The following is a 21732-nucleotide window of genomic DNA, read 5'->3' as shown; positions in this document are numbered from 1 at the left end:
TGTATTTTGCAATATGAACTCTAGATGATTATTCAGCATGAAATAGATGATTATTTGCTGAGATTGTTTTAGCAACATAATGTGATTTATTGAAACGAATTAAGATAATCTGAGATTGTAATTCTAACTCCCCAAATTCAGGTTCGACCTGAATATAGTGTAGCTGGCCATATTCATCAATTACACGAGCTTGAGCTGAAAATCCAGGACGGGCATTGCCGCTAGAAATGGTTGCTAAACGACCAATTAAGTTAATAGCAGTTGGTGTGTACTGCGGCTTAATGACCTGATCAAGACAGTGAATCATAAAGACTGTAAAAAAGATGGCCATAATTAGTGCAGGCACAATAACGTAAAACCATGGTGCAAACTCTTGGCGACTTGCGAAGATAGCTAGCTGTAAAAAGTAGCCTGCAAAACTAAAGTTAATTAACAAGAAGACAAAGATTGAGATTTTAGAAAATTTCACCTGTATAAATGGTGAGCGTTTTAACCATTGTGGAGATATTTTCTTTAATAAAGAACTCGGTCTGAGGTGAATATAATAGCCTATAGTTTCAGCAAGGCTGAGCAAAATCAGCATTAATACGCTCATATGAAACGGCATCAGGTTTGTTTCATTAAAAAATTGCATGAGCATATGAGCAGTATTCCATTAATATTGATTTGCAGAATAAGATGATGCCAGTATAGCTGACCTTATGATGAATGGCGTAGAAATTTTATACAAGCATATTGCTCAATATGGTTCGCATCAAGTGATTCTATTTGGTTTAAAAATTCAGCATGGAAACTACCTATTTGTGGAGCTTTCTTATAGGCGAGTTGCGCGGCAATTGCAAAATGAATATGTCCTGTAACAGCTGCAATGGTTGCATTAGTACTAACGGCGCTATAGGCAGCACATAAAGCGCCTAATGCACAGCCATTAGCTGTAATTTTTGTTTGGTTTACATGACCACCTTGTATCTCAATTAAGGCATCAAATTGGCGAGAAACAATAAAATCTGAAGCTCCTGAAATCGCAATGCAGGCGGTAGACTGGAGTAATGGTCGAGCATGTGCTGCGGCTATCTGACTAGATAAAGTGGAGTCTACGCCTTTATTTTGTATTACTGTGCCAGCTAATGTACTAATTTCTGAAGCATTACCTCGAATGATATGAGGACTATACTGTAGTAGCTGATCAACAGTTTCACTACGCCAATGTAGCAGGGCACCATAGCCTACAGGATCAAGCACCCATGGTGTATGACTCCGTTGTGCTGCTTGGGCTGCAAGCTGCATTGCAGCAATTTGCTCACTTGTTGGAGTACCCAGATTAATATTTAATCCTCCTGCAATTTGAGCAAATGCCGCAGATTCGTGCGGATTATCTATCATTGCTGGTGAGGCACCTGCTGCCAAAAGAAGATTAGCAACATAGTTGGCAGCAACGCTATTGGTAATACATTGTACTAAGGGATTTTGTTGCTGTAGAGCTTGCCAAGCTTGAATGACTTGTTCAATGAAGAATTGATCTGTAACAGTACATTGGTTTATGTTGTCAAAACAATGTTGTTGAGTGTGTTGCATTGGGTCATCCAATAGGCTGAAGTGAATAGGATAAGGTTAGCCGTATTTATAGGTATTGGTAAAGTCTCTGATCTATGCAATCAACATCTAATATTTGATCCAATCTGAATTTATTATTCACTCAGCGGATAAAGTAGTGATCTTGATGTTTGCATTTTTGACAACTCAAGGAAACATAGGTAGCGGCATCATAGTCAACTTTAAGATCATGTGAACCACAGTGCATGCAACGTTTATCTGAATAAAAATTTAGCCGAGGAGCAATCTTTTTCCAACTACGCCATACGGGTTGAATAAAGATGTGCTCGTCATAATCTAGAAAACGGTAAAAGAGGATATTACTCATGTTACTTAAAACTAGATTATGTGGTCGTGGTAAAGTGGGTGTTTCCCATTTTTCATCTACGCTACGTTGACGATATTGCATCAATGTTTTCTTTAAAATATTCGTGTTGATGAAATTCTCATTGCGGACATGTAAAGCTTTTTGCTGATAGAGATATTCAAGAGCATTTTGAATAAGATAGTAAATTTGCCCTACAGCTAGATGTTCCATTAAATGATAGCAATAACTTTGTAAACCACGATTACCAGAAATTTGGATACCCCAAGTTCGACAATACAACTGCATAAATTGTACGATCTCATGATATAACACTAGATATAACGTATCTTTTACTTGATCGGCAGTTTTAAATGGTACGCCGCGAGAAAGATTTTCAAAAAAGCGCAAACGCAGTTGTTGACAAATACTGTACAGACTTGGTTCTGTATAACCATCGATTCGAAGTTGAATATGGTATTGTCCTGAGCCTAATATTTGTTCTGTTTTTGCATTTGGATCATGTTCTATTAATACACCTTCTTTAATGAGCTGTTGTAACAGAGAATTTTGAAATTGAAAGTTTGGGGTAATATGGTGGTATTTAATATTATTCCAGTCTATGTATTCATTATAACTTTTATCTTCTTGCACGATGTTATCAATGAGTGAGAGCAGAAATAATTGCTGTAAGAAGCTAAGTTGGTTTAAATCCTTAATGACCAGATCTGTTTTATTATCTTTAAAACGCTGTTCTTGTAAACGCGTTGCCTTAATTAGTTTCTTACGCGTATTTTGGCAATGTTCACAATGGCAATTATGGTGCCCGTCATTAAATACTTGATGTGAACAATGGCTACATTGATAAAAGTTAAACTCTTTTTCAAATTGCTCTGCATCAATAAAGTACATTGAAGCTTGGCAAAGAGGACAGTGCTGACTTTCATCTAATTGTTTATTTAAGATTTGAATAGACATGCACATAGACCATTTATATAAAGCTGATGCCATTATACATTGTTCGTTCAGGAATGTTCGATCATTGAAAATCTCTTAATTTTGGCAATACAGTTGATAGAGTTGCTGCATCAGTAGCAAAACTTTGGGCTCTGCTATTGAATAAAAAATCTGTTTTCCATCCCGTCTAGTTGTCACTAATTTGGCTCTACGCAGTAATGTAAGTTGTTGTGATAAAGTTGGTTGCTGAATATTAGTAAGTGTTTCGATTTGCTGCACATGTATTTCACCATCTTTTAGTACACATAAAATTTTTAAACGATCTGGATTTGATAAAACCTTGAGCTGCTGTGCAACGTAGTCAACCTGACTAAAATCAATTGAAAAAGAACTTGGCATAAATCATCTCTAAAATAGGCTTGAATAATTAATATAATTATATATTATAAAAAAGTATATTGTAACTGGCATTTTGAAGTTAGAGGTAATTATTCATGCATGAATATATTGTGGCGTGGTTGGGTGGCATGTTATTAGGCATTGCCACTGTAGGGTACTTATATGTACACGGACGTATTGCTGGAATAAGCGGTATGCTCACTCAGGTATTAAATAAAAAAACTTTTGTACGAAGTCCAGCGAAATGGTTTTTATTGGGCATGATTTTATCAGCTGCGCTTTATGGTTTTTGGCAACGACCCAATATTGATTTTGTGGTACAGGAGCCATGGTTATTTATTCTTGCAGGAATATTGGTCGGCTTCGGAACAAGCATGGGATCAGGTTGTACTAGTGGTCACGGGATTTGCGGTATAAGCCGTTTATCAAAACGTTCCTTTGTTGCTACAGCTTGTTTTATGGCAGCTGCCATGCTCACAGTTTGGCTCACTCGTCATGTATGGGGGATTTTATGATGAAAGAAAGTACCACACAGAACACTGAAAACAGTTTATTGAATGCTGTAATGGCTGTATTTTTTGGCGCATTGTTTGCATTGGGTTTAATCATATCAGGTCTAGCAAATCCAGTTAAAATTATTGGTTTTTTAGATGTTACAGGACAGTGGGATGCAAGTTTAATTTTTGTTATGCTAGGTGCGATTATGGTGGTATTTATACCTATGCAGCGCGCAATTCGCAAACCATATACGCTTTCAGGACAAGTTATAAATTTACCTACGCAAAAACAAATAGATTATAAATTGATTATTGGCGCTGTAATTTTTGGTATAGGGTGGGCCATCGCTGGCATTTGTCCTGGACCTAGTTTTGCTTTACTTGGATTGGGTCATATTGAAGCTTTTTATTTTCTACTCGCAATGAGTGGGGGTATTTGGTTACAACGAAAAATAAGTGGAGCAGCGTAAAATGAAACAAAAACCAATAATTGAATCTTTCTTTGATGTGACAACAAATACCTATAGTTATGTAGTGAGTGATCCGGCAACAAAGCAATGTGCAATTATAGATAGTGTATTAGACTTTGATAGTGTCAGTGCGACCACGGGCACTAAACAGGCGGATCGAATAATAACTTACGTGCAGCAACATCATCTAAATGTACAGTGGATTTTGGAGACACATGTACATGCAGATCATTTAAGTGCAGCGCAATATATAAAACAACATCTTGGTGGATGTGTTGCCATGAGTGAAAAGATATCTCTTGTACAACGCACATTTGGTCCAATTTATCATTTTGATGGTGAGTATTTTACAGCACATCCATCTTTTGATTATTTATTTGCTGAAGGAGAACAATTTAAAATAGGTCAACTCGATGCTTATAATATTGCAACACTTGGGCATACACCAGCATGCTTAAGCTATGTTGTTGGAGATGCGGTATTTGTTGGTGATACTTTATTTATGCCTGATTATGGTACGGCACGTTGTGATTTTCCAAATGGTAGTGCGGAGCAGTTATTTGATTCAGTACAAAAACTTTATCAATTACCTGATGATACTCGAGTTTTTTTATGCCATGACTATTTACCTACGTCACGTCAACATTACCAATGCCAAACCAGTATTGCGGAGCAAAAAAATAAAAATGTTCATATTCATTTAGGTATCAATAAGCAGAATTTTGTTGCTATGCGTGAGCAACGTGATAAAAGCTTAAAGATGCCAAAATTAATTTTAGCGGCAATTCAAGTCAATATGGATGCGGGTAAATTGCCTACGCTAGAATCAAATGGTATTCGTTATTTACGACTACCATTAAATTACTTTAATACCACTCAAGACCAAGGATGATCTTGAGTGGTGCTATAGAAGTTTAATCTAAAATAGCCTGTAAATCTTTTGGCATGCCTTGTTGACTCTCAATTTCACCTTTGGCATTTTTCCAAACAATTGCTGGAGTAGCATAGAAACCATATTTCTCCATGGTCTCAGCATTATTGTCGAGCTTATCTGATAAAATTTTGGGAATATTGGTCATATCCTTAATTTTATTTTTTCCATTGTTTAGATTAAATTGTTTAAATATTTCTTCGGGATTATTGCTAGATAAGATTGTTGCAGCCTGGGCTTTTGAATTTTCTCTGATTACCCCAACCATAATATGGCGAAGCTGCACTTTACCAGAATCTACCCAAGGGCGTGCTTTTTGCCAAAATGAATGGCAATAAGGACAGTTGACATCTGTAAAGACGTATACAATTTTTGGGGCATCTTTTTTACCATCTTGAATCCAAGTCGTTTGCTCCAAACTTTTCCAAATTTGTTCTAATACAGCTCCTTTTACATGAGTATTAATCGCTTCTTCTGTAAGGTTTGTATTTTGAGCATTAAATAAATCACCCACTATATAATATTTTTGATCTTTAGAGATAAAAACTGTAGATGGGTACTCATCTTTAAAACCACTCCAACCAATTAATCCTTCAGGAGCATCGATTTGTTTCACAAAATTATAGCCCTGTTTTTCTAACTGTTGCTTTAAAGTACTTGTTTGTTCTGTTTTGGCACAGCTAGCAAGACTAATAGACAATCCTAGTGTGGCAAGAGCTAGACATTTAAGTTTTTGCATCAATATTTTCCTTGAGCTTTTTTAAGTTTTTGGTCTAAAACACTTTGACTGATTTCACCCATATGGTGATCAACAAGTTGGCCTTGTGCATTAAAGAATAGCGTGCTTGGTAAGCCATACATTCCTGTTTTTTCTGCGCTTAGTCCTTCTTGATCAAGTAAAATGTGTTTAAATTGAAGTTGATTATCCTGTAAATATTGCATAATTGTTGCTGGGTCTTCCCCTTGGTTAATCATCACGAAGTTAACATTCGGGTGACGTTGCTGTGCCATTGCAAGTACGGGCATTTCACGATGACAAGGGGGGCACCAGCTTGCCCAAAGATTTATCACAGTGGGTTGACCAATATAACTTGATAACCTATGTTTCTTTAACTGAAGATCCATCAGTTCGATTTGAGGAAACTGTTGGTATTGCTGCTGATATTTTTTATAGCCCCAGTTGCCAATGCTTGAGAAACTAAAACAACAAACTAAAAATATTATGGAAACATAACGGGTATTTTTCCAGTTCTTCCATAGAATCCATAAAGTGGATGCAAGTAATGCTGCAATAAAATGAAAGCCCTTGTCTTGAATTTTTATAATATCGATAGGATGTAAACGATAATAATCTAAATCCATACTCACAAAAACTATTCGACCTATAATTAGACCAATCCAAATGGCTTGCCAAATACTGTCTTTAAATTGATGCCAGTTTTCTACTGAAACAGTAAAACGCTGACTAAATTGTTTAGCCATCGCAATGGCTAAGACAAGACTTAAGGAAAAAATAACCAATGGCCAAGGTAACATGATTGGGCCAAGGTGTATGGCTTGAGCACTAATCATTTTACTTGTTCTAGTTGATGGATGAATTTTTTAGCACTAAATGTACCTGTGAGTCGTAACTGGCGTAATTCTTGAGCTTGGTTATCGAGAAATAATAGGGTTGGCGGACCTAAAATTTCACGTTGTTTTAAAATCGAAGCCTGAGATGGATCATTATTGGTGAGATCCAATTTGATTAAAGTAAAATTAGCCATTGCTTGTTGTACATCTGTTCGTGGCAATACCTCATTCTCAATAGGTTGACATGCGGTACACCAATCAGCATAAACATCAATCAAAATAGGTTTCCCTTGTTGTTTTGCTATTTGAAGTGCTTGTTCGAATTGTTCAGATGTAGTGACGTGTTGCCACGATAATAATTTTTGAGATGAATGTGCTATTTGATAATTTTGTAGTGAGGATTTCACATTATATATTGCAGCAGCAATACTTAGTAATGAGATACATAGTATGAAAGTTTTAGCAAAATTAGTCTGGGCTGAAACTCGTATTTTGAATAGATAAATCGCTAAACTAAGGCAAAGCAGAGCAAATGCTACGGAATAGTACATACTGCCTAACATTGGGCGAATAAAATATAACGCCACCATTAACATAATAAAGCCAAAACCAATCTTTATACGATCCATCCAAAGACCTGGTTTGGGTAGATATTTAGCACCAAAGACACTCGCAATAAATAAAGGGACACCTATACCTAAGCCTAAGATAAACATATAAATACTGCCCAAAATAGGATCATGACTTTGGGAGACAAATAATAGGGCACCAGCCAATGGGGCACTCATGCATGGGCCAACAATGAGCGCAGATAAAATACCCATAATTACAGCACCAACTAAGGTGCCACCTTGCTGTTTACTTTGTAGTTGGTCTAGTTTTTCGAGTAAAGGTCGAGGTAAAGTCAGTTGATAAAGTCCAAAAAGATTTAAAGCCAGTGCAATAAAAATTAAGGAGAATACACCGATAATGATCGGGTTTTGAAACCAACGCTGAAAGCTATAACCAATTTCAGCAACTAAAACCCCCATTAAGGCATAGACCATGGCCATACTTAATACAAAGCTTAAGGCAATGATGATTGCGCGGTAACCTCGGGCTTCTTGTATGATAATGCCTGATAAGATAGGAATTAACGGTAAAGAACAAGGTAAAAAGGCTAAGAGAATACCCAATAAGAAGAAAATTAAGAGATTGAGGGTTAAGTGATCTGGTGAAAGAAGGTGTAAAAAACCTTGATCATTATTAAGTTGAAGAATTGAGCTTTCTATATGTTGATCTGAGTCAGGAGAAAGCTGATTTTGTACCTGTGTTGTCTGATTTGGCGTAGATGCAATATCGGATGCGTGGATGAACTCAGGTTTAGATTCAGTTTTTTTCTCTATTGCAACAATACCAGATTCAACTTGCTCAGGCTCTTTTAAGGAGTTTATTGTTTCAGTAACTGGTTTTGTCAGTGGTGCAATATCTTTATTGGGTGTGATTGTAGCTGTTGATTCGACAGTTTGTTTTATCCCTTCAGACTTATTTTCTAATGTGACATTTTGGCTTTGACTATTATTAAGCAGTGTTTTTTGACTTTTATTGTTATTTAGCCCCAAAAGCCCTTCAGCATCTGTCGAAATATTCCGTCGTTGTAATGGGTAGCAAAGTCCATCACTTGAACAGCCTTGCCAAGTCACTAAATATTGGCTATTGGGCTGAACGGAGATTTGGGTTTGGACGTGATTATAATGAACTCGTGTTAAACCAAAGTTGGGATCATCTTTGTCGACACTTGCAGGTAAATTTAACTTAAGTGGTTTCTGTTGTAGGCTAACTTTAAATTGGTCGTGATAAAGATAGTAATGAGGTGCAATTTTCCACTGTAGTTGGACAGTATTGTTATTAATTGATTCCGCAGAAAAAGAAAACGCTTGCTCAGGAGTTAAAAAATCAACATTTGCAAAAGTATGTACACTAGTCACAGCCAGTAAGCTGCTTAAGCCAAGACAGAGTAAATAACGCAAGTTCTTTATTCCCTATTTAAGTTCAATTTGTCAGTATTATCTATTGTAGTGAATTAAGAGAACATTAACAGTTCGTTTTCTTTGTAGTATGTTTCAATTGAAGGAGAAGTTATGTTTATCTTATTGGTGGAAGATGACCCATATATTGCAAAAAGTATTCAACTTGCGTTGCAACATTTAAATTTTTCAATCGAGCATGTGAGTACAGCTATAGATGCGAATTATTATATTCAGCATTCTGCTGTGGATTTATGTTTGCTTGATTTGGGCTTACCTGATCAAGATGGTTTAGAGTTATTAGCACTTTGGCGTTCCAATGCTATTGATGTCCCTGTTTTGGTGCTTACTGCAAGAAATCAAACTGAACAATGCGTTCAAGCATTAAATAATGGCGCTGATGATTATTTAACGAAACCTTTTGAATTGAGTGAATTGATTGCGCGTATTCATGCTTTAGGCCGTCGTACACGAGGGTTTGCATCAAATCAGATTATATCTGGTAATTTAACACTCAATAAAGCTACACAAAAAGTGTATCGTGATAATTTAGAACTGAATTTATCGCGCCGTGAATATGCTTTACTGGAAGTATTTATGTTGCATCCTGACCAAGTATTAAAAAATGAAGTGATAGCTGATAAATTGTATGGTTTCCAAGAGAATATTGAGAGTAATGCACTCAATGTGCATGTCTATCATTTAAGACAGAAAATCGGAGCAGACTGGATTCAAACTGTACGTGGGGTGGGGTATATTTTTCATACTACGGAGCAACAGCCTATATAAATAGGGTTGTCGACATCAAACAATGCTGTGTAATTATTTATGAATAAAGCTCAATATAGTTTAAAGTGGCGTTTAGTTTTAAGCATTACTTGCGCATTTGTCTTGATTTGGGCTGTAGCATTTGCTTGGTTATATTATAACTTAGAACATAAAATGACAGAGACTTTAGATGAGCGCTTGTCGGCATCGGCACATATGGTGGCACGCTTATTGGGGCAAATTCCAATCCAACAATTAAAAAGTGCTGCTGAACCCGTTGTTTCAGAATTAAATAATCCCAATTTAATTGCTTGTGTGGTATCTGTAATAAAACTAAATGTGGTTCTTGATCATGCTGTTGTTGCTCAAACTAAGGGAGCACCTAAACAGTTGGCACAACAAACAGAAGGTTTTCGCACATGGGATGAAAACGGTGTGGCTTGGAGGAGTTTCACTCTAAGAGAAGGACAAATTCAGGTTGTGGCTGCTGAAAGGATTCTATTACGTGAAGCATTATTAACTGAGATATTAAAATCTATTTTATGGCCATTATGTCTAACATTAATTTTGTGTATTGGACTAATTTTATGGATTATCAAAAAAGAATTTAAGCCTATTGAGAAAATTGCTCAGTTCTTACAATATGATCAATCCGTTGATAATTCAGTGCTAGTACAACAACTAGATTCAGCTAAGTTTCCTTTAGAACTTCATTCTTTTATAGAGAATATTTCAAGTTTACTTGGACGCTTACAGCAAAGTTTGGAAAATGAAAAAAATTTTAGTGCCTATGCAGCACATGAATTACGAAGTCCATTGACTGCGATAAAAATTAATGTACAACTCAGTCAGTTACTCATTCAACAATATCAAGATGATAAATTAACAATGAGTTTAAATGAGGCAGAACAGAGTATTCAGCGTTACCAGCATTTATTAGAGCAATTATTATTTTTGAGTAAGACTGAGCATCAGCAAGCAGAATACACTGTTAAGTTATCATTAAAGGATATTCTAAAGCAGGTTTTACAAGAGCTGGCCCCACTTTATTTGAGACTAGAAGAACGTATTGAAATTGATTGGGAGAGCTTAGGTGAAATTTATATGTCTGAACAAGCATTGAAAATTGTCGTTTTTAATGTGGTTGAAAATGCTTTGAAACATGCTAAAAGTTATAAAAAGATTCAAATTAGACAACAACAGCAAACATTGATTATTGAAGATTTTGGCATTGGCTTAAATCAACAAGATTTAGGCTTAGCCACGCAACGTTTTTGGCGTAAATCGGCTCAGACTCAGGGCCATGGATTGGGACTAGCATTAACTCAGGCGTTAATGCAGCAGCACCATTATCATTTATACCTCGAGGCTAAACAGGAGGGTGGATTGCTGGTTAAGCTGGTTTTTCAGTAAAAATAATAAATAATGAAAATCTCTATAGTTTCAAATATACAACACTTCGTTTTATAATTTTTGCTGATCAATTTTTTTAAAACGCTAGAATTAATCTACCTTTTGATAAAAGAAGATATAACATCATGAATTTTAAAGCACTCTCTTTAGGCATGGGCTTGGTTATTGCATCAACAGTTACGCTTGCTAAACCTGTAGATTACAAAATTGATCCAACACATACTGCAACAGTTTTCTCTTGGAATCATATGGGTTTCTCTACACCTTCTGCTAATTTTACGAATATTCAAGGTATTATCCGTGTAGATTTGGATCACCCAGAAAAATCTGCAGTAAATGTGACAATTCCTGTAAGTAGCGTAAATACAAACGTTGCTTTATTGGACAAAGAGTTCCAAGAAAAAGGCTGGTTTGATGCAGCGACATATCCAAATATTACTTTCAAAAGTACGAAAGTTGAGTCTGCAGATAAGAAACACTTTAAAATTACAGGTGATTTAACCGTTAAAGGTGTAACTAAGCCTGTGGTATTAACAGGTGTGTTAAATAAACATGGTGTTCACCCAATGAGTAAATTAGATACAGTTGGTTTTAATGCAACGACTTCATTTGATCGTTCTGCATTTGGTATAGGGAACTATGTGCCAAATGTTGGAGATAAGATCACTGTAAACATTACGACTGAGGCTTCTGTAGCTAAGTAATATTGTTTTAAAACAATAACCTGCATAATTTTCTTTGAAGATTATTGCAGGTTTTTTATCGTCTACATTTTGCCAAATGTTGATTATTTTCACTATTTTTACAGCATTTTTGGTAATATAAGAAAAAATCTGCACCAAGAAAATGAAGAGAGGGGGCTATTAATTAGTCATGGTTTGATAAAGAAGATAATTGGGTAGGTGTTATTTTAATTTTACTCAATGGAAGTTAATTTCATCTGAGTATACATTGAATTTTATTTGTGATTTTTAGATATTATTAAAGAAATATTATAAAGATAGCGTTTATAAGTGATAATTATTAGTATTTTTTATTATTTTATTTATTATAATTAATTGGATGTAGCTAAGTCTAAATCATAATGTTGTGAGCTCCTATAGTAGGCTATACTAATTTTTGTCAGTGTATAAAGAAGTAGCATATTTAAAATATAGTGAGTTTAGATAAATAGTATTGTTCTAAATATATCTTGGATTTTTAGAAGTAGTAGTTAAATTTTTACTTAAGTTGTGAGTGAATTTGAGGGTTAATAATGATTGAAGATCAGAATGTTCAGGAACATGTAGAACAAGTTGAAGAGCTAGATGAGAAGAAAAGTAGCTTTACTGATGAGTTACTCTCACAAGGGCTGGAAAAACTGGTTATTGAATCAGGAAAGCAAATTGTTGATATGAGTAAGGATATTATTTCAAGTATTGCTGATCATTTGGATATTTAATTTATATGAGCTTATTAAAACATAATGGATCTAATCATTAATGAGATGATTTTTATCATTTTACAAATATAATCTATTTTAAAGCGATTTAAATCAATTTGATTTATTAAGTAAACTCTTTTGCTAAAATCTAAGTTTTGCTTTAATAAGATGCATTGTAAATTTTTATACTTAGAGTTATTAGCTCACTGCTTGTTAAAAATTTATAAAATATCATTTGTGTAACTTACTTAGAATTTGGTTTATAGGGTAATTGCGTAAATAGCTTTGTATTCTTTTAGTGATTTACTAAAAGTTGCAATTGGTTGTGATTGCTGTGCAAGAAAAGAATCATAATTAAAAAGCACCCTTCAAATTAGACTAGGTGTCTAACTTTCGGGGGCAGTTTATTAGATAGGGTATTTACGAGGATTAGATATTATTTCTATAAAAATTATATAGATATTGACTGGTGAGTATATTGAGGTATTAATAATTTTTTGAACTATGCCGGTATTTTTTATCTACTAGATTTAATTTATTTATTGTATTTAATAGTGCTGAATAGGTAATTTTATATCCAAATTTTTGTTCAAATATTGGTATTAAATCTTTGATGTGAATAACAGGTGTGGCTTTAAAAAAAATCTTGAAGGCTTCTATATCCTTTATCATAAAAGGTCTTCCAGAAATAATTTTAGGTTGTGAAAGATTACCTGTACTATCTTCAAGATGTATCCAGTGATCTAATGTTGATCTAGATACTTTAAATGTCTTACAAGTATTTGATTTATGTAAGGAGCCTTTGTAGTGATCCATTACTATTTTACGGAATTCTGTTGAGTGAATTTTTGGCATGGATTTAAGAGTCAAAAGACGATGTTATGATGCCGCAATTCTACTATTTAGTTTTTCAAAAAAAAATATCAAATTTAGTGTATATTATATAAAAAAAAGATATTTTTTATTTCAAAACGTAGAGTTTCTTAATTTATAATCATGCATTTAAAATGAAATAATTTAGGTGATTTTTTTGATTTTGATTTATTTTTTCGATTGTAAATTTTAAATGAATAATAAGTGATTTATTTACTATAATAACTAAAATAATTTATTCATTTTTTGTGTTCATAGAATACTACGTACTTTTTCAATCTGTAACAAAGGGAAATCATCTTAAATATCAATGAATTTTAAATTTATTAAAACTCATTGATATAGGGTCATTGAATGACTATTACTATACTTTATAATGATTTGTTTGTGAGATATACCATGTAGATTGGTAGTAAATAGTCTGTGTGAACTGAACATTTAAAATACAACTTCAAGTATTAGATTATCAGCATAGCTACCTTCAACTGAAGCATTACTGCTATCATCAATAATTTTGGCAGTATATGCATACCCTTGAGTGATAGAACCATCATATATTCCTGCATTTTGAGATGCAGTGTCACTTGACCAATTATCAATATTTGAATTTCCCCAACGTTGTGTACTGGTATTTTTATATACTTCATAAGATATAAAATTAGTACTATTCACATTTTTCATTCGTCGAGTTTGATTGTAATTTTGCCCATCTGAAAGGTTTACTTTGTAAGGGGTTCCTGCAGAGCAAGTAACATTTATTGTTCCTGTGACGGGATCAAATTTGGATGTTAAAGGAGCTGTACCAAAATTGATATTTTGGGCATTAATATTACAGTCCTTTTCTACAGTCAGTTTGATATTTAAGGTTGCGTCTTGTCCAGTTCCCCAGTCTGTAACAACGCCAGTAAGGGGGATAGCTTGTAAATTAGGACTTCGATGATAAAGAGCGACACCAAGAAGACCTAGATAAGGAATACTCCAATACCATCTTACTTTAAAGTGACCATTATATGTTCCTGGGATTAAATTGGTATTTTCATTGACCTTAATATAAAAAGGGATACTGGAGTTTGGGCCTGAGAATAGTGAAATAGCAACGAATCGAGATAAATCTCGAGTTACTGACGAATTTACAACATTTTTATCATAATCCAATATGGTGATTTTTGCTGAATTTTTGCCGTTGGTGTGTAATAACGCTGAGGGTAATTCTAGTGCTGTATATTGAATATATTGAGTCGTTAGTAAGGTTAAAGCTCCAGTACAACTTAACCCACCAGATATTTGATTTTCTGTTGAATTTAAAGATGGGACATTAAATGAGCTTACAGGCCCTAAGGCGATTGAATCATTGGGTGTGGTACAGTTTGCAAATAGCTGTTGGGTAGATAGTCCTAAACATCCTGTTATAAATAAAGGAAATATTTTATTTTTCATATTTTTTCTCTTGTTTGCATACAACATCTGAAATAGTAATGATCTGTTCTTGGTCAAGTTTTGCTGGGAATTGAGCAATGCATTGTTGACCTTGTCCTAAATCAATTCTTAATAGATTCTCTTTTTCCAGATCTTCAATAAAAACAATCCCATCAAGACCCACATAAGTTGGATTTTTCTGATTTTGATAAACGACTGCTCCAGCAGGTAATGGTTGTCCATTTTCTGCTTTAATATAAATGTTTCCACCTTGGATACGTTTTACTGGAAAATCGATAAGAATTCCTGCACCAGACTTTGCTGCTAACCGACGTTCAATGATTGGAGTGGAAAAGTTTGAAGAGAGATTTAGGGGATCAATGGAATACATTGCACCATAGTAAGGTGTTACATTTGGTACAAATAAATAGCCTTTGTTATTGGTTTGACCAATTAAGTTGTTTTCATAGCGAATGGGAATGTTCGCCTGTCCATTCGTGCTCACTAAAGAAAATGATTCGCCTAGACGGTTAGCAGCATACAGGGAGTTTTTCATCCAGATCAAAGACCCTGATAGGCCATACCATTGATCATAATGGTCTTTCCCTGAAATGCCTGCTTGAGCGTTAAAATAACGATTGCGATAGTTAATTTGAGCTTGGTTGTAGTTGTTCGAATTTTCATTGTATCTATGCATTAAATCGAAACCCACACCACCTTCTGTTGGCATTTGATAATTATAGTTGATGTATGCTGAATCGCTGCCATTTTCCTGGAACTGATAACCTGTATTTAGATTGTTTCGTGTATTTCCAAATGGGATTGTAAATTGGACTCCAGCATTCCAAGTGTTTTGATTTAAATCACGGTTTGCCGACAAGGATAAAGTTGTGCCATATAAATCTTTGGGGAGTACCGGTGCCCAAGATAAACTCAGTAAATCAGAGTCATCAGCATTATTTCGTTTAATACCAAAATAGCCTATGCCTAGTGTCCCTAGACGCTTTGTTGAAAAATGGAAATTGACGATATTACTTTCTGTGCTATTCACTGAAAGTAGGTTGTTTGTGTAATAGTTAGCAATGGTATTAAAGTTCTTACTTTGACGAGAATGCAGTATATTGAAGCCAAAATGTGGTTGTTGATATTGGTAGCCTGCTGTAAATTGATGCCCAGTTTTATCAATATCAACCATTTCATCTTTTTGCTTAGCAGTACTCAAAGAGTAGGAGGTATTTAAAACACCAAAATGATAAAGTTTGAAAACTTGTCCAAAGCCAGCATTCCCAATACGATTATTGCCTTCTACATGTCCTTCAATTGTTAACCATGGTTTTACCCCATAACGTGCATCAAAACTTGCAATTAAATCGCCATAGTCAAAGTTTTTTATTCCATAATTTTTGCGTAGTTTACCTATAGAGATAGAATAATCCAAAAGCTTAGGTTTAAGTAAATCCCCCGAAACATAGAAGGGTAATGTCGTTGAAACCTGCCTTCCTACTGCATCTGTAGTAACGACAACAGCCTCACCACGGCCATTAATAAATGGCACATTATTTAATACATAAGGACCTGGTTGGATTTCACTTGTTGAGTTTTTAAGACCATTAATAAACAAGTCTACAGTGCTTGGCAACGCAGCTTGACCCATGAATTGAGGTAATGGATAAGTAATTAAGTCGGGGCGGATACCAAAATTGCGGCGTAGTTGGATTCCTCCCAAACGTACCGAGTTTGTCCAACTATTTTTTGTTGCAGAATAAATATCACCAATTTCTAGAGTAAGAATATTGTCTTCACTATCAAACTGCCAATTGGTATCAAATCGAATATAATCATTTTCTTCTTTATTGGTCACTGTATTTTTTAAAGAATGGAAATTTCCTGTATTTTTTAAAGATCCCCAAGGGCTAAAAAAACGTTGCTCAGTAAAAAGGTTTAGCGAGTGTGATTGATTATGAGGTTTATAGACATATAAATCATAATTGTTCAGCAATCCTATTCCGCTATGAGCTGGTACACTCTTGTACCAATAATCTTTCCCAAGTTGTTGCTCTGGTAACCAATCAGCTGGCATTGTTAGTAGTAATTGTTGGTTATTTGCACTATAAGATGTCTTTAAATTTTTTTGTTGATCTATTTGTACCCAATCTTCTGGTTGAGCATTAATGCCAAGATGCTTGAGTGCATCTCCGCTTAATATATCAACTGTCTTAAAATGGTTGGGATCTATTTCAAGTTCAGCTAGGATAGACTTTTGTAAGTAATAATGTTCGTCAACCACAATTACAGTAATAACTTTCTGTGTTGAATAAGAGTTAATCACTAGATCTAGATACAGTTTAATTGGTGGTATTTCTTTAACCGCCAGCACTGCATCTGGAATCTCAGAAAATGTTTCTGCAAAAACAGTAGAGTGTTGTGTACAAATTGCCATCAATATACATTTGGCTAAAAGCACTGTATGTAAATTTTTAGGCTGATTCATAAAAATACTACCTATTGTTTTTCAACTACAAAAGGTTCTTTTTTTGAACCAACAACCACATTGAGTACATTATTTTTTAAGTCATTTTTTAAATCAGAGGGGAGTGAGAATTGAATGGAGCTATTTGGAAGAACATAGCCATAAGCATTGTTTTCAGCTTCTGCTTTATATGAGCTACTCCCAACTTTAAACTCAGAAATACGTGCGGACATTGCACCAATATTTTTTATTTCAAGTACGTCTTTATTGTTACTCTGGTTAATTTGCCATTTTAAAATTGGCTTGGCCTCAGAATTTTTATTATTTAATTTTTGGGTCTCTTGTCCAGTACCACTCCCTATACCTTTTCCATAAGTGAATAGGGGAATAGAATAACGCATTTTAAAGCTTACTCGATTATTCTCAGCTTCATTATCCATTGCCACAGGGAGTTCATCAATAATGACTCGGTATGAGTTTTCTTTGAAATCAGCTGTGGGAATAGCCTGAGTCAAACGAATCATTTGCTTAGTTCCTGCTGGTATTTTAACAATTGGAGGGCTAGCAATAATTTCTTGTTGATTAGAAAACTGTTCTTTATATTGGTCTTGACTCCATTTAAAAACTCGAACTTGAATCATTGCAGGGCTATCACCAACATTCTCTAACCAAACAGGAACAGCTTTTTCATTATTTTCAATTACAGGGTAAATAGGCCAAATTAAAAAATTAGCCTGACTATATGATGCTGCTGCAGGTAAAGTTGTTCCTAATGCAAGCACAAACCTTGAAAAAAAAGTTTTTGAGAGGTACAGCTTATTTAAAAAAGTTGTCATTGATATCACCATGCAATCGTTATTAAAACATCATCTTTGTATTGGCCGGGCATTTTGTTTATCGCCCCTTTACTCAAATCAACAAGTCCAAAGATCTGGAAATTAAGTAAATGACTTTGTACTGTACTTTTGAGTACCAAACTATTGTTTGAGCTACTTGTACCTATTTGCTGAGTTAAATTGCTATTTCGATAAAGGGTATAGTCAATATAATGCTCAGAGTTCACATTTTTAAGCTGACGGTTTTGTGTAGATGTATTTAGATTTTTTCCATTACCAAATGTAATGGTGACAGGAACATCAGGTGTGCATTCTATTTTCCATGTATCTTGGCTATTGGCGATATTCGCAGTTATTGTATTTTCACGAGAAGTAGAGGCGTGTATTCCAAAATTTAATCCTAAAGGTGACTCTTGAAATAAACATCCTTTTTTGATTATGGCATTCACTTGAATATTGGTTGATGTGGCAGCTAATGTGTGCATGCTGGCCAAGGTTAATATAATAGACATGTTTATTCTTAAATTATTTTTAAACATCTTTATCATCGCTATTAAAAATTAATCGTGATAGTAATTTGATCCGTGTATTCTCCCTTTTGAAGTACACGGGTGTTTACAGCTTCGGCATAAAGTCGAATGGTATATTCACTTCCACCGAGGAAATCTATACTGGTCTGAGGAGTAAGTACTTTGCCAGATTTACTGTTTTCATAGATTTGATATGCAATGTAGTCACCATTACCATTGGACATAGCTCTTTGATAATTTGCGGCAAATTGATTGGGTACATGATTTGCATTAGTTCCAGCATTAAACAGAACTTTTACATTACTTCCTTCTGGGCATAGTACTTGAATTGCATTATTTGATTCATTACTCAGTGTTGTTGAGACTAAGTTAAAATTAGAATATTGATCATCAAAATTTAAAGACCCCAACTTATTAAGATTGGAACCTTGTAAAGTATTTTTTTGATTGATTAAGCAGGCTGGCTCTAAATTAATTTCACTTTTTAAACTAACGTTTCCAGAACCAGCATAGAGAAGATGAGAATGTAACAAAACAAAGTAAACTAAGATCAATTTCTTGAGTAATTTGTTTTTACACATTATTCATCTCCTCCTAATACTTAGAACGAAACGGTAACAAGTAAAGTATCAGTATAATTACCATCTGAAACAGCAGAGGCATTCGCTGCAATAGCACCGAACATAGGTACTTTTACAGGTGTTGATGCAGCTGTTGGAGTGAATGGTACATTGGTATTTAAATCATATAGTTTACTGCGAGCAGCATCTTGATAAACATTATATGAAACATGGTCAGTTGCATTAGATAGTGTTCGATTACCGCGTTCACCACCATTTACACTTACATTAAATTGCGATACACCTGCATCACATGTCACAACTAAGTCACCACCGTTGCCCGCAGAAGCTACTTCAGCAGTTAAGACATTTGTCCAAGTTGATGCTGATTTACCGAAATCAAGTACACCAAATTTGTTCATGTTTCCTTCAACTTTTGAGTTTTCTACAGTACAACCTGATGAAATATTTAGTTTGACATCAACTTGACCACTAATAGCAGCAAATGAAGAGGTAGTAACGATCGCAGAGAAAATAAATAATCCAGTGGTTAAAAAGCGATTTTTTTTCATGGAAACACCATTTTAAATACGGTTTTAAGGTAAGTTTTTATTATATGTTTTTTTGATAATCAAATACCATTTATTTATTATTGTAACGATCATATATTTAATATTTTAAGTTTTGGTATGCTGTTTGTTTTTTTGATTTAATCTTGAAGGTGTTGGTATTTGGTGGTTTTGCTGTTTGGTAATGGTATTTAGCATACAATAAAAAATAATTAATTATGAGGAGTGTTTTTTTAAAATTTACGCTAGATTTTATCGTATATAAGCAAGAATATAAGAAGAGTAAAGCTACAGGGGTGATATCATGCTGATATAACTACGTGATGAATACAAGTATTGTATAGATAGAGCATGTGGTTTTGAGGGTTTATGCGTTTAAAAAGAAAATTAGGCATTTTCAACTACTAATCATCTTTACTTTGACTTGATTTTCGAATTGCATTTTTAGATAAGCTATACTTTACATGAAAGTTTAATCCTAAACTTAAGTTACCATATCTATCCTTAACGTGAATTACATTGGAGAAGTGTGTTCGTTGATGATCAAATTTTATAACTAAATTAGCAATAATTATAAAATGTATATTAAAATTTTTTATGCAATACATGCTGGATGGTGTTGTTATATTTTTAGTTAAATTAATATATTAATAAATCTAGTGGTAAGGATATTTGTCTAAATATCATAGTTGAAAGTTGTGGTCACTCATTATAATAAATTTATATCCATATTGTATTATCATGTTATTGTGTTAGGGTAATTTATCTGGGTTTTAAACTCTAAGCCCTTTAGCTTAATCTGTTGCTATAGATTATGTTGGATTAAAATAATGAGCGCATGGTATAAGTCATTGATTGAGATAAAACCTACTATATATCTTCTAAATTACATGATCATAACTTGTTGCATGGTAAGAATGGATGATTATTCAGATCTTTTTGAAATTAGATCAATATTATTGCAGAGACTTTAGTGTGCAAGTTTATGGCTTTATAAATGCTTGGCCATAAAGCACCCTTTAAATTAGACATTGGGTGTCTAATTTAAAGGGTGTAAGCAACTCATTGAGGGTGTTTCTAGTGTTCTTCTGCACGAAGTGTTAAGACTTCAACTCCGTGCTTTGTGACAAGTACGGTATGTTCAAATTGTGCAGATAACTTATGATCTCTTGTTTTTACAGTCCATCCATCATCACAAACAAAAGTACTTCTTCGACCTTGATTTAACATAGGTTCTATGGTGAAAGTCATTCCTTCTTGAAGCGTAAGTCCTGTATTGGGCGTGCCAAAATGTAAGACAGAGGGTTCTTCATGCATTTCTTGGCCAATGCCATGTCCACAGTACTCTTTTACTACAGTATATCCGTTCTTTTTTGCATGACGTTCAATGGCATAGCCAATATCACCTAATTTTGCTCCAGGTTTTACTTGCTCAATTCCCTTCCAAAGTGCTGCATAGGTCGTTTCAACTAATCGACGTGCTGAAAGGTTTACATTACCAACTAAATAGGTTTTGCTTGAATCTGCTATGTAGCCATTTTTTTCCAAGGTGATATCTAAATTAATAATATCTCCATCCTTTAATATTTCTTTTTCAGAGGGAATTGCGTGACAGACGACATCGTTAATTGAAGGGTTCAGTACATATTGAAATCCATATTGTCCTTTACTGGCAGGGCGAGCATGCAGCTCTTCAACAATATATTTCTCGACAATATTATTAATTTCTAAAGTTGATCTACCCAATAAATCTAGCTGATTAAGATATTCAAAAACTAAAGACAATAATCGTCCTGATTCACGCATGTGTTGAATCTCTATATTGTTTTTAATCATTGATGATCTCTTTAGATAAATTAGTGGCTGAGACACCTGCAGTTAGAAATTCATTACTCATAATTTCATTAAAACTTAAGGTTGGATTCATTTCAGACAACATGCCTATTTTGATCCAAAAAGCTGCTTGAGAGTTTATTGAACGACAAGATATAAGACTCGCTTTGCGCACATTTGCATGAGTTTCATCATCAATATTTACAACACCCATAATATATACCATATATGATTCATATTCGATTTGTTGTTATTTTAGAATGTCATTAAGAATATAGCAACTGTGTACTCTGTGTTGGTTATTAGAGTTAG

General features: G+C 34.3%; 23 protein-coding genes. 7 read left to right on the top strand and 16 right to left on the bottom strand.

Annotated elements, in window-relative coordinates:
- Positions 1-28: 28 nt before the first annotated feature.
- The 4 genes from RFH42_RS10785 to RFH42_RS10770 form a co-directional block, all read right to left on the bottom strand.
- On the bottom strand, positions 29-634 hold the full coding sequence (locus tag RFH42_RS10785) for an OB-fold-containig protein (RefSeq protein ID WP_308975670.1): 606 nt from the start codon (positions 632-634) through the stop codon (positions 29-31).
- A 65-nt stretch (positions 635-699) separates the two neighbouring features.
- Positions 700-1575 carry a hydroxyethylthiazole kinase gene (thiM, locus tag RFH42_RS10780; RefSeq protein ID WP_308975600.1) on the bottom strand — a complete coding sequence of 292 codons (876 nt, stop codon included), beginning with the start codon at positions 1573-1575 and terminating at the stop codon, positions 700-702.
- Between the two features lie 121 nt (positions 1576-1696).
- Entirely contained in the window at positions 1697-2875 is a 1179-nt protein-coding gene (locus RFH42_RS10775; protein WP_308975599.1) for a hypothetical protein, read from the bottom strand.
- A gap of 75 nt (positions 2876-2950) precedes the next feature.
- Positions 2951-3253 (bottom strand): ArsR/SmtB family transcription factor, encoded by a 303-nt coding sequence (locus tag RFH42_RS10770; RefSeq protein ID WP_308975598.1) that lies wholly within the window; start codon positions 3251-3253, stop codon positions 2951-2953.
- Positions 3254-3348: 95 nt separating this feature from the next.
- Here RFH42_RS10770 and RFH42_RS10765 point away from each other — a divergent pair, with 95 nt between their 5' ends.
- The 3 genes from RFH42_RS10765 to RFH42_RS10755 are packed head-to-tail and all read left to right on the top strand — an operon-like array spanning position 3349 to position 5112.
- Positions 3349-3768, top strand: a complete 420-nt coding sequence (locus tag RFH42_RS10765) for a YeeE/YedE family protein (protein ID WP_308975597.1) — start codon at positions 3349-3351, stop codon at positions 3766-3768.
- Between the two features lie 38 nt (positions 3769-3806).
- Positions 3807-4220, top strand: a complete 414-nt coding sequence (locus RFH42_RS10760) for a DUF6691 family protein (RefSeq protein WP_374990833.1) — start codon at positions 3807-3809, stop codon at positions 4218-4220.
- A gap of 1 nt (position 4221) precedes the next feature.
- A complete protein-coding gene (locus RFH42_RS10755; protein WP_308975596.1) occupies positions 4222-5112 on the top strand; it encodes an MBL fold metallo-hydrolase in 891 nt (296 codons plus the stop codon).
- A 22-nt stretch (positions 5113-5134) separates the two neighbouring features.
- Here the strand turns inward: RFH42_RS10755 and dsbG are convergent, their stop codons facing one another.
- Genes dsbG through dsbD form a run of 3 tightly spaced genes read right to left on the bottom strand, consistent with a single transcriptional unit; the run spans position 5135 to position 8741 of the window.
- Positions 5135-5890, bottom strand: a complete 756-nt coding sequence (gene dsbG, locus RFH42_RS10750; protein ID WP_308975595.1) for a thiol:disulfide interchange protein DsbG — start codon at positions 5888-5890, stop codon at positions 5135-5137.
- The gene (locus RFH42_RS10745) at positions 5890-6723 is read right to left on the bottom strand and encodes a TlpA disulfide reductase family protein (RefSeq protein WP_308975594.1); all 834 of its coding nucleotides are present in this window, start codon (positions 6721-6723) and stop codon (positions 5890-5892) included. The genes dsbG and RFH42_RS10745 overlap by 1 nt, the downstream gene beginning before the upstream one ends.
- Positions 6720-8741 carry a protein-disulfide reductase DsbD gene (dsbD, locus tag RFH42_RS10740; RefSeq protein ID WP_374990832.1) on the bottom strand — a complete coding sequence of 674 codons (2022 nt, stop codon included), beginning with the start codon at positions 8739-8741 and terminating at the stop codon, positions 6720-6722. Before dsbD ends, RFH42_RS10745 begins: the two co-directional genes overlap by 4 nt.
- 102 nt (positions 8742-8843) lie before the next feature.
- Between dsbD and RFH42_RS10735 the strand changes: the two genes are divergently transcribed.
- The 4 genes from RFH42_RS10735 to RFH42_RS10720 all read left to right on the top strand — a co-directional run bounded on the left by RFH42_RS10735 (position 8844) and on the right by RFH42_RS10720 (position 12351).
- Positions 8844-9518, top strand: coding sequence for a response regulator (locus tag RFH42_RS10735; RefSeq protein WP_308975592.1), 675 nt, complete (start codon positions 8844-8846; stop codon positions 9516-9518).
- A 39-nt stretch (positions 9519-9557) separates the two neighbouring features.
- Positions 9558-10910 carry a sensor histidine kinase gene (locus RFH42_RS10730; protein ID WP_308975591.1) on the top strand — a complete coding sequence of 451 codons (1353 nt, stop codon included), beginning with the start codon at positions 9558-9560 and terminating at the stop codon, positions 10908-10910.
- A gap of 125 nt (positions 10911-11035) precedes the next feature.
- The gene (locus RFH42_RS10725) at positions 11036-11614 is read left to right on the top strand and encodes a YceI family protein (RefSeq protein ID WP_308975590.1); all 579 of its coding nucleotides are present in this window, start codon (positions 11036-11038) and stop codon (positions 11612-11614) included.
- A 551-nt stretch (positions 11615-12165) separates the two neighbouring features.
- The gene (locus RFH42_RS10720) at positions 12166-12351 is read left to right on the top strand and encodes a hypothetical protein (RefSeq protein ID WP_308975589.1); all 186 of its coding nucleotides are present in this window, start codon (positions 12166-12168) and stop codon (positions 12349-12351) included.
- 468 nt (positions 12352-12819) lie between these two features.
- Here the strand turns inward: RFH42_RS10720 and RFH42_RS10715 are convergent, their stop codons facing one another.
- The 9 genes from RFH42_RS10715 to RFH42_RS10675 form a co-directional block, all read right to left on the bottom strand.
- The gene (locus RFH42_RS10715; protein WP_308975588.1) at positions 12820-13188 is read right to left on the bottom strand and encodes a helix-turn-helix domain-containing protein; all 369 of its coding nucleotides are present in this window, start codon (positions 13186-13188) and stop codon (positions 12820-12822) included.
- A 456-nt stretch (positions 13189-13644) separates the two neighbouring features.
- A complete protein-coding gene (locus RFH42_RS10710) occupies positions 13645-14643 on the bottom strand; it encodes a Csu type fimbrial protein (RefSeq protein ID WP_308975587.1) in 999 nt (332 codons plus the stop codon).
- A complete protein-coding gene (locus RFH42_RS10705) occupies positions 14633-17113 on the bottom strand; it encodes a fimbria/pilus outer membrane usher protein (protein ID WP_308975586.1) in 2481 nt (826 codons plus the stop codon). Before RFH42_RS10705 ends, RFH42_RS10710 begins: the two co-directional genes overlap by 11 nt.
- A gap of 11 nt (positions 17114-17124) precedes the next feature.
- Positions 17125-17928 carry a fimbrial biogenesis chaperone gene (locus RFH42_RS10700; protein ID WP_308975585.1) on the bottom strand — a complete coding sequence of 268 codons (804 nt, stop codon included), beginning with the start codon at positions 17926-17928 and terminating at the stop codon, positions 17125-17127.
- Positions 17929-17933: 5 nt separating this feature from the next.
- Complete coding sequence (locus RFH42_RS10695) at positions 17934-18440, bottom strand: Csu type fimbrial protein (RefSeq protein ID WP_308975584.1); 507 nt, start codon at positions 18438-18440, stop codon at positions 17934-17936.
- Between the two features lie 41 nt (positions 18441-18481).
- Entirely contained in the window at positions 18482-19039 is a 558-nt protein-coding gene (locus tag RFH42_RS10690) for a spore coat protein U domain-containing protein (protein WP_308975583.1), read from the bottom strand.
- A 20-nt stretch (positions 19040-19059) separates the two neighbouring features.
- Positions 19060-19590, bottom strand: a complete 531-nt coding sequence (locus tag RFH42_RS10685) for a Csu type fimbrial protein (protein WP_308975582.1) — start codon at positions 19588-19590, stop codon at positions 19060-19062.
- A gap of 1074 nt (positions 19591-20664) precedes the next feature.
- The gene (map, locus tag RFH42_RS10680) at positions 20665-21423 is read right to left on the bottom strand and encodes a type I methionyl aminopeptidase (RefSeq protein ID WP_308975581.1); all 759 of its coding nucleotides are present in this window, start codon (positions 21421-21423) and stop codon (positions 20665-20667) included.
- The gene (locus tag RFH42_RS10675; protein WP_308975580.1) at positions 21416-21634 is read right to left on the bottom strand and encodes a ParD-like family protein; all 219 of its coding nucleotides are present in this window, start codon (positions 21632-21634) and stop codon (positions 21416-21418) included. Before RFH42_RS10675 ends, map begins: the two co-directional genes overlap by 8 nt.
- Positions 21635-21732 lie beyond the last annotated feature (98 nt).

It is taken from the genome of Acinetobacter rudis, assembly GCF_031157835.1.
Classification (GTDB): Bacteria; Pseudomonadota; Gammaproteobacteria; order Pseudomonadales; family Moraxellaceae; genus Acinetobacter; species Acinetobacter rudis_A.
Note: the sequence above shows the minus strand (reverse complement) of the source record. Positions and strands in the feature narration are given on the sequence as shown.

Bases quoted from the DNA above. Each gene is read 5' to 3' on its own strand.
- RFH42_RS10785 (WP_308975670.1), bottom strand. From the start codon at position 634: ATGCAATTTTTTAATGAAACAAACCTGATGCCGTTTCATATGAGCGTA.
- thiM (WP_308975600.1), bottom strand. From the start codon at position 1,575: ATGCAACACACTCAACAACATTGTTTTGACAACATAAACCAATGTACT.
- RFH42_RS10775 (WP_308975599.1), bottom strand. From the start codon at position 2,875: ATGTCTATTCAAATCTTAAATAAACAATTAGATGAAAGTCAGCACTGT.
- RFH42_RS10770 (WP_308975598.1), bottom strand. From the start codon at position 3,253: ATGCCAAGTTCTTTTTCAATTGATTTTAGTCAGGTTGACTACGTTGCA.
- RFH42_RS10765 (WP_308975597.1), top strand. From the start codon at position 3,349: ATGCATGAATATATTGTGGCGTGGTTGGGTGGCATGTTATTAGGCATT.
- RFH42_RS10755 (WP_308975596.1), top strand. From the start codon at position 4,222: ATGAAACAAAAACCAATAATTGAATCTTTCTTTGATGTGACAACAAAT.
- dsbG (WP_308975595.1), bottom strand. From the start codon at position 5,890: ATGCAAAAACTTAAATGTCTAGCTCTTGCCACACTAGGATTGTCTATT.
- RFH42_RS10745 (WP_308975594.1), bottom strand. From the start codon at position 6,723: ATGATTAGTGCTCAAGCCATACACCTTGGCCCAATCATGTTACCTTGG.
- RFH42_RS10735 (WP_308975592.1), top strand. From the start codon at position 8,844: ATGTTTATCTTATTGGTGGAAGATGACCCATATATTGCAAAAAGTATT.
- RFH42_RS10730 (WP_308975591.1), top strand. From the start codon at position 9,558: ATGAATAAAGCTCAATATAGTTTAAAGTGGCGTTTAGTTTTAAGCATT.
- RFH42_RS10725 (WP_308975590.1), top strand. From the start codon at position 11,036: ATGAATTTTAAAGCACTCTCTTTAGGCATGGGCTTGGTTATTGCATCA.
- RFH42_RS10720 (WP_308975589.1), top strand. From the start codon at position 12,166: ATGATTGAAGATCAGAATGTTCAGGAACATGTAGAACAAGTTGAAGAG.
- RFH42_RS10715 (WP_308975588.1), bottom strand. From the start codon at position 13,188: ATGCCAAAAATTCACTCAACAGAATTCCGTAAAATAGTAATGGATCAC.
- RFH42_RS10710 (WP_308975587.1), bottom strand. From the start codon at position 14,643: ATGAAAAATAAAATATTTCCTTTATTTATAACAGGATGTTTAGGACTA.
- RFH42_RS10705 (WP_308975586.1), bottom strand. From the start codon at position 17,113: ATGAATCAGCCTAAAAATTTACATACAGTGCTTTTAGCCAAATGTATA.
- RFH42_RS10700 (WP_308975585.1), bottom strand. From the start codon at position 17,928: ATGACAACTTTTTTAAATAAGCTGTACCTCTCAAAAACTTTTTTTTCA.
- RFH42_RS10695 (WP_308975584.1), bottom strand. From the start codon at position 18,440: ATGTCTATTATATTAACCTTGGCCAGCATGCACACATTAGCTGCCACA.
- RFH42_RS10690 (WP_308975583.1), bottom strand. From the start codon at position 19,039: ATGTGTAAAAACAAATTACTCAAGAAATTGATCTTAGTTTACTTTGTT.
- RFH42_RS10685 (WP_308975582.1), bottom strand. From the start codon at position 19,590: ATGAAAAAAAATCGCTTTTTAACCACTGGATTATTTATTTTCTCTGCG.
- map (WP_308975581.1), bottom strand. From the start codon at position 21,423: ATGATTAAAAACAATATAGAGATTCAACACATGCGTGAATCAGGACGA.
- RFH42_RS10675 (WP_308975580.1), bottom strand. From the start codon at position 21,634: ATGGGTGTTGTAAATATTGATGATGAAACTCATGCAAATGTGCGCAAA.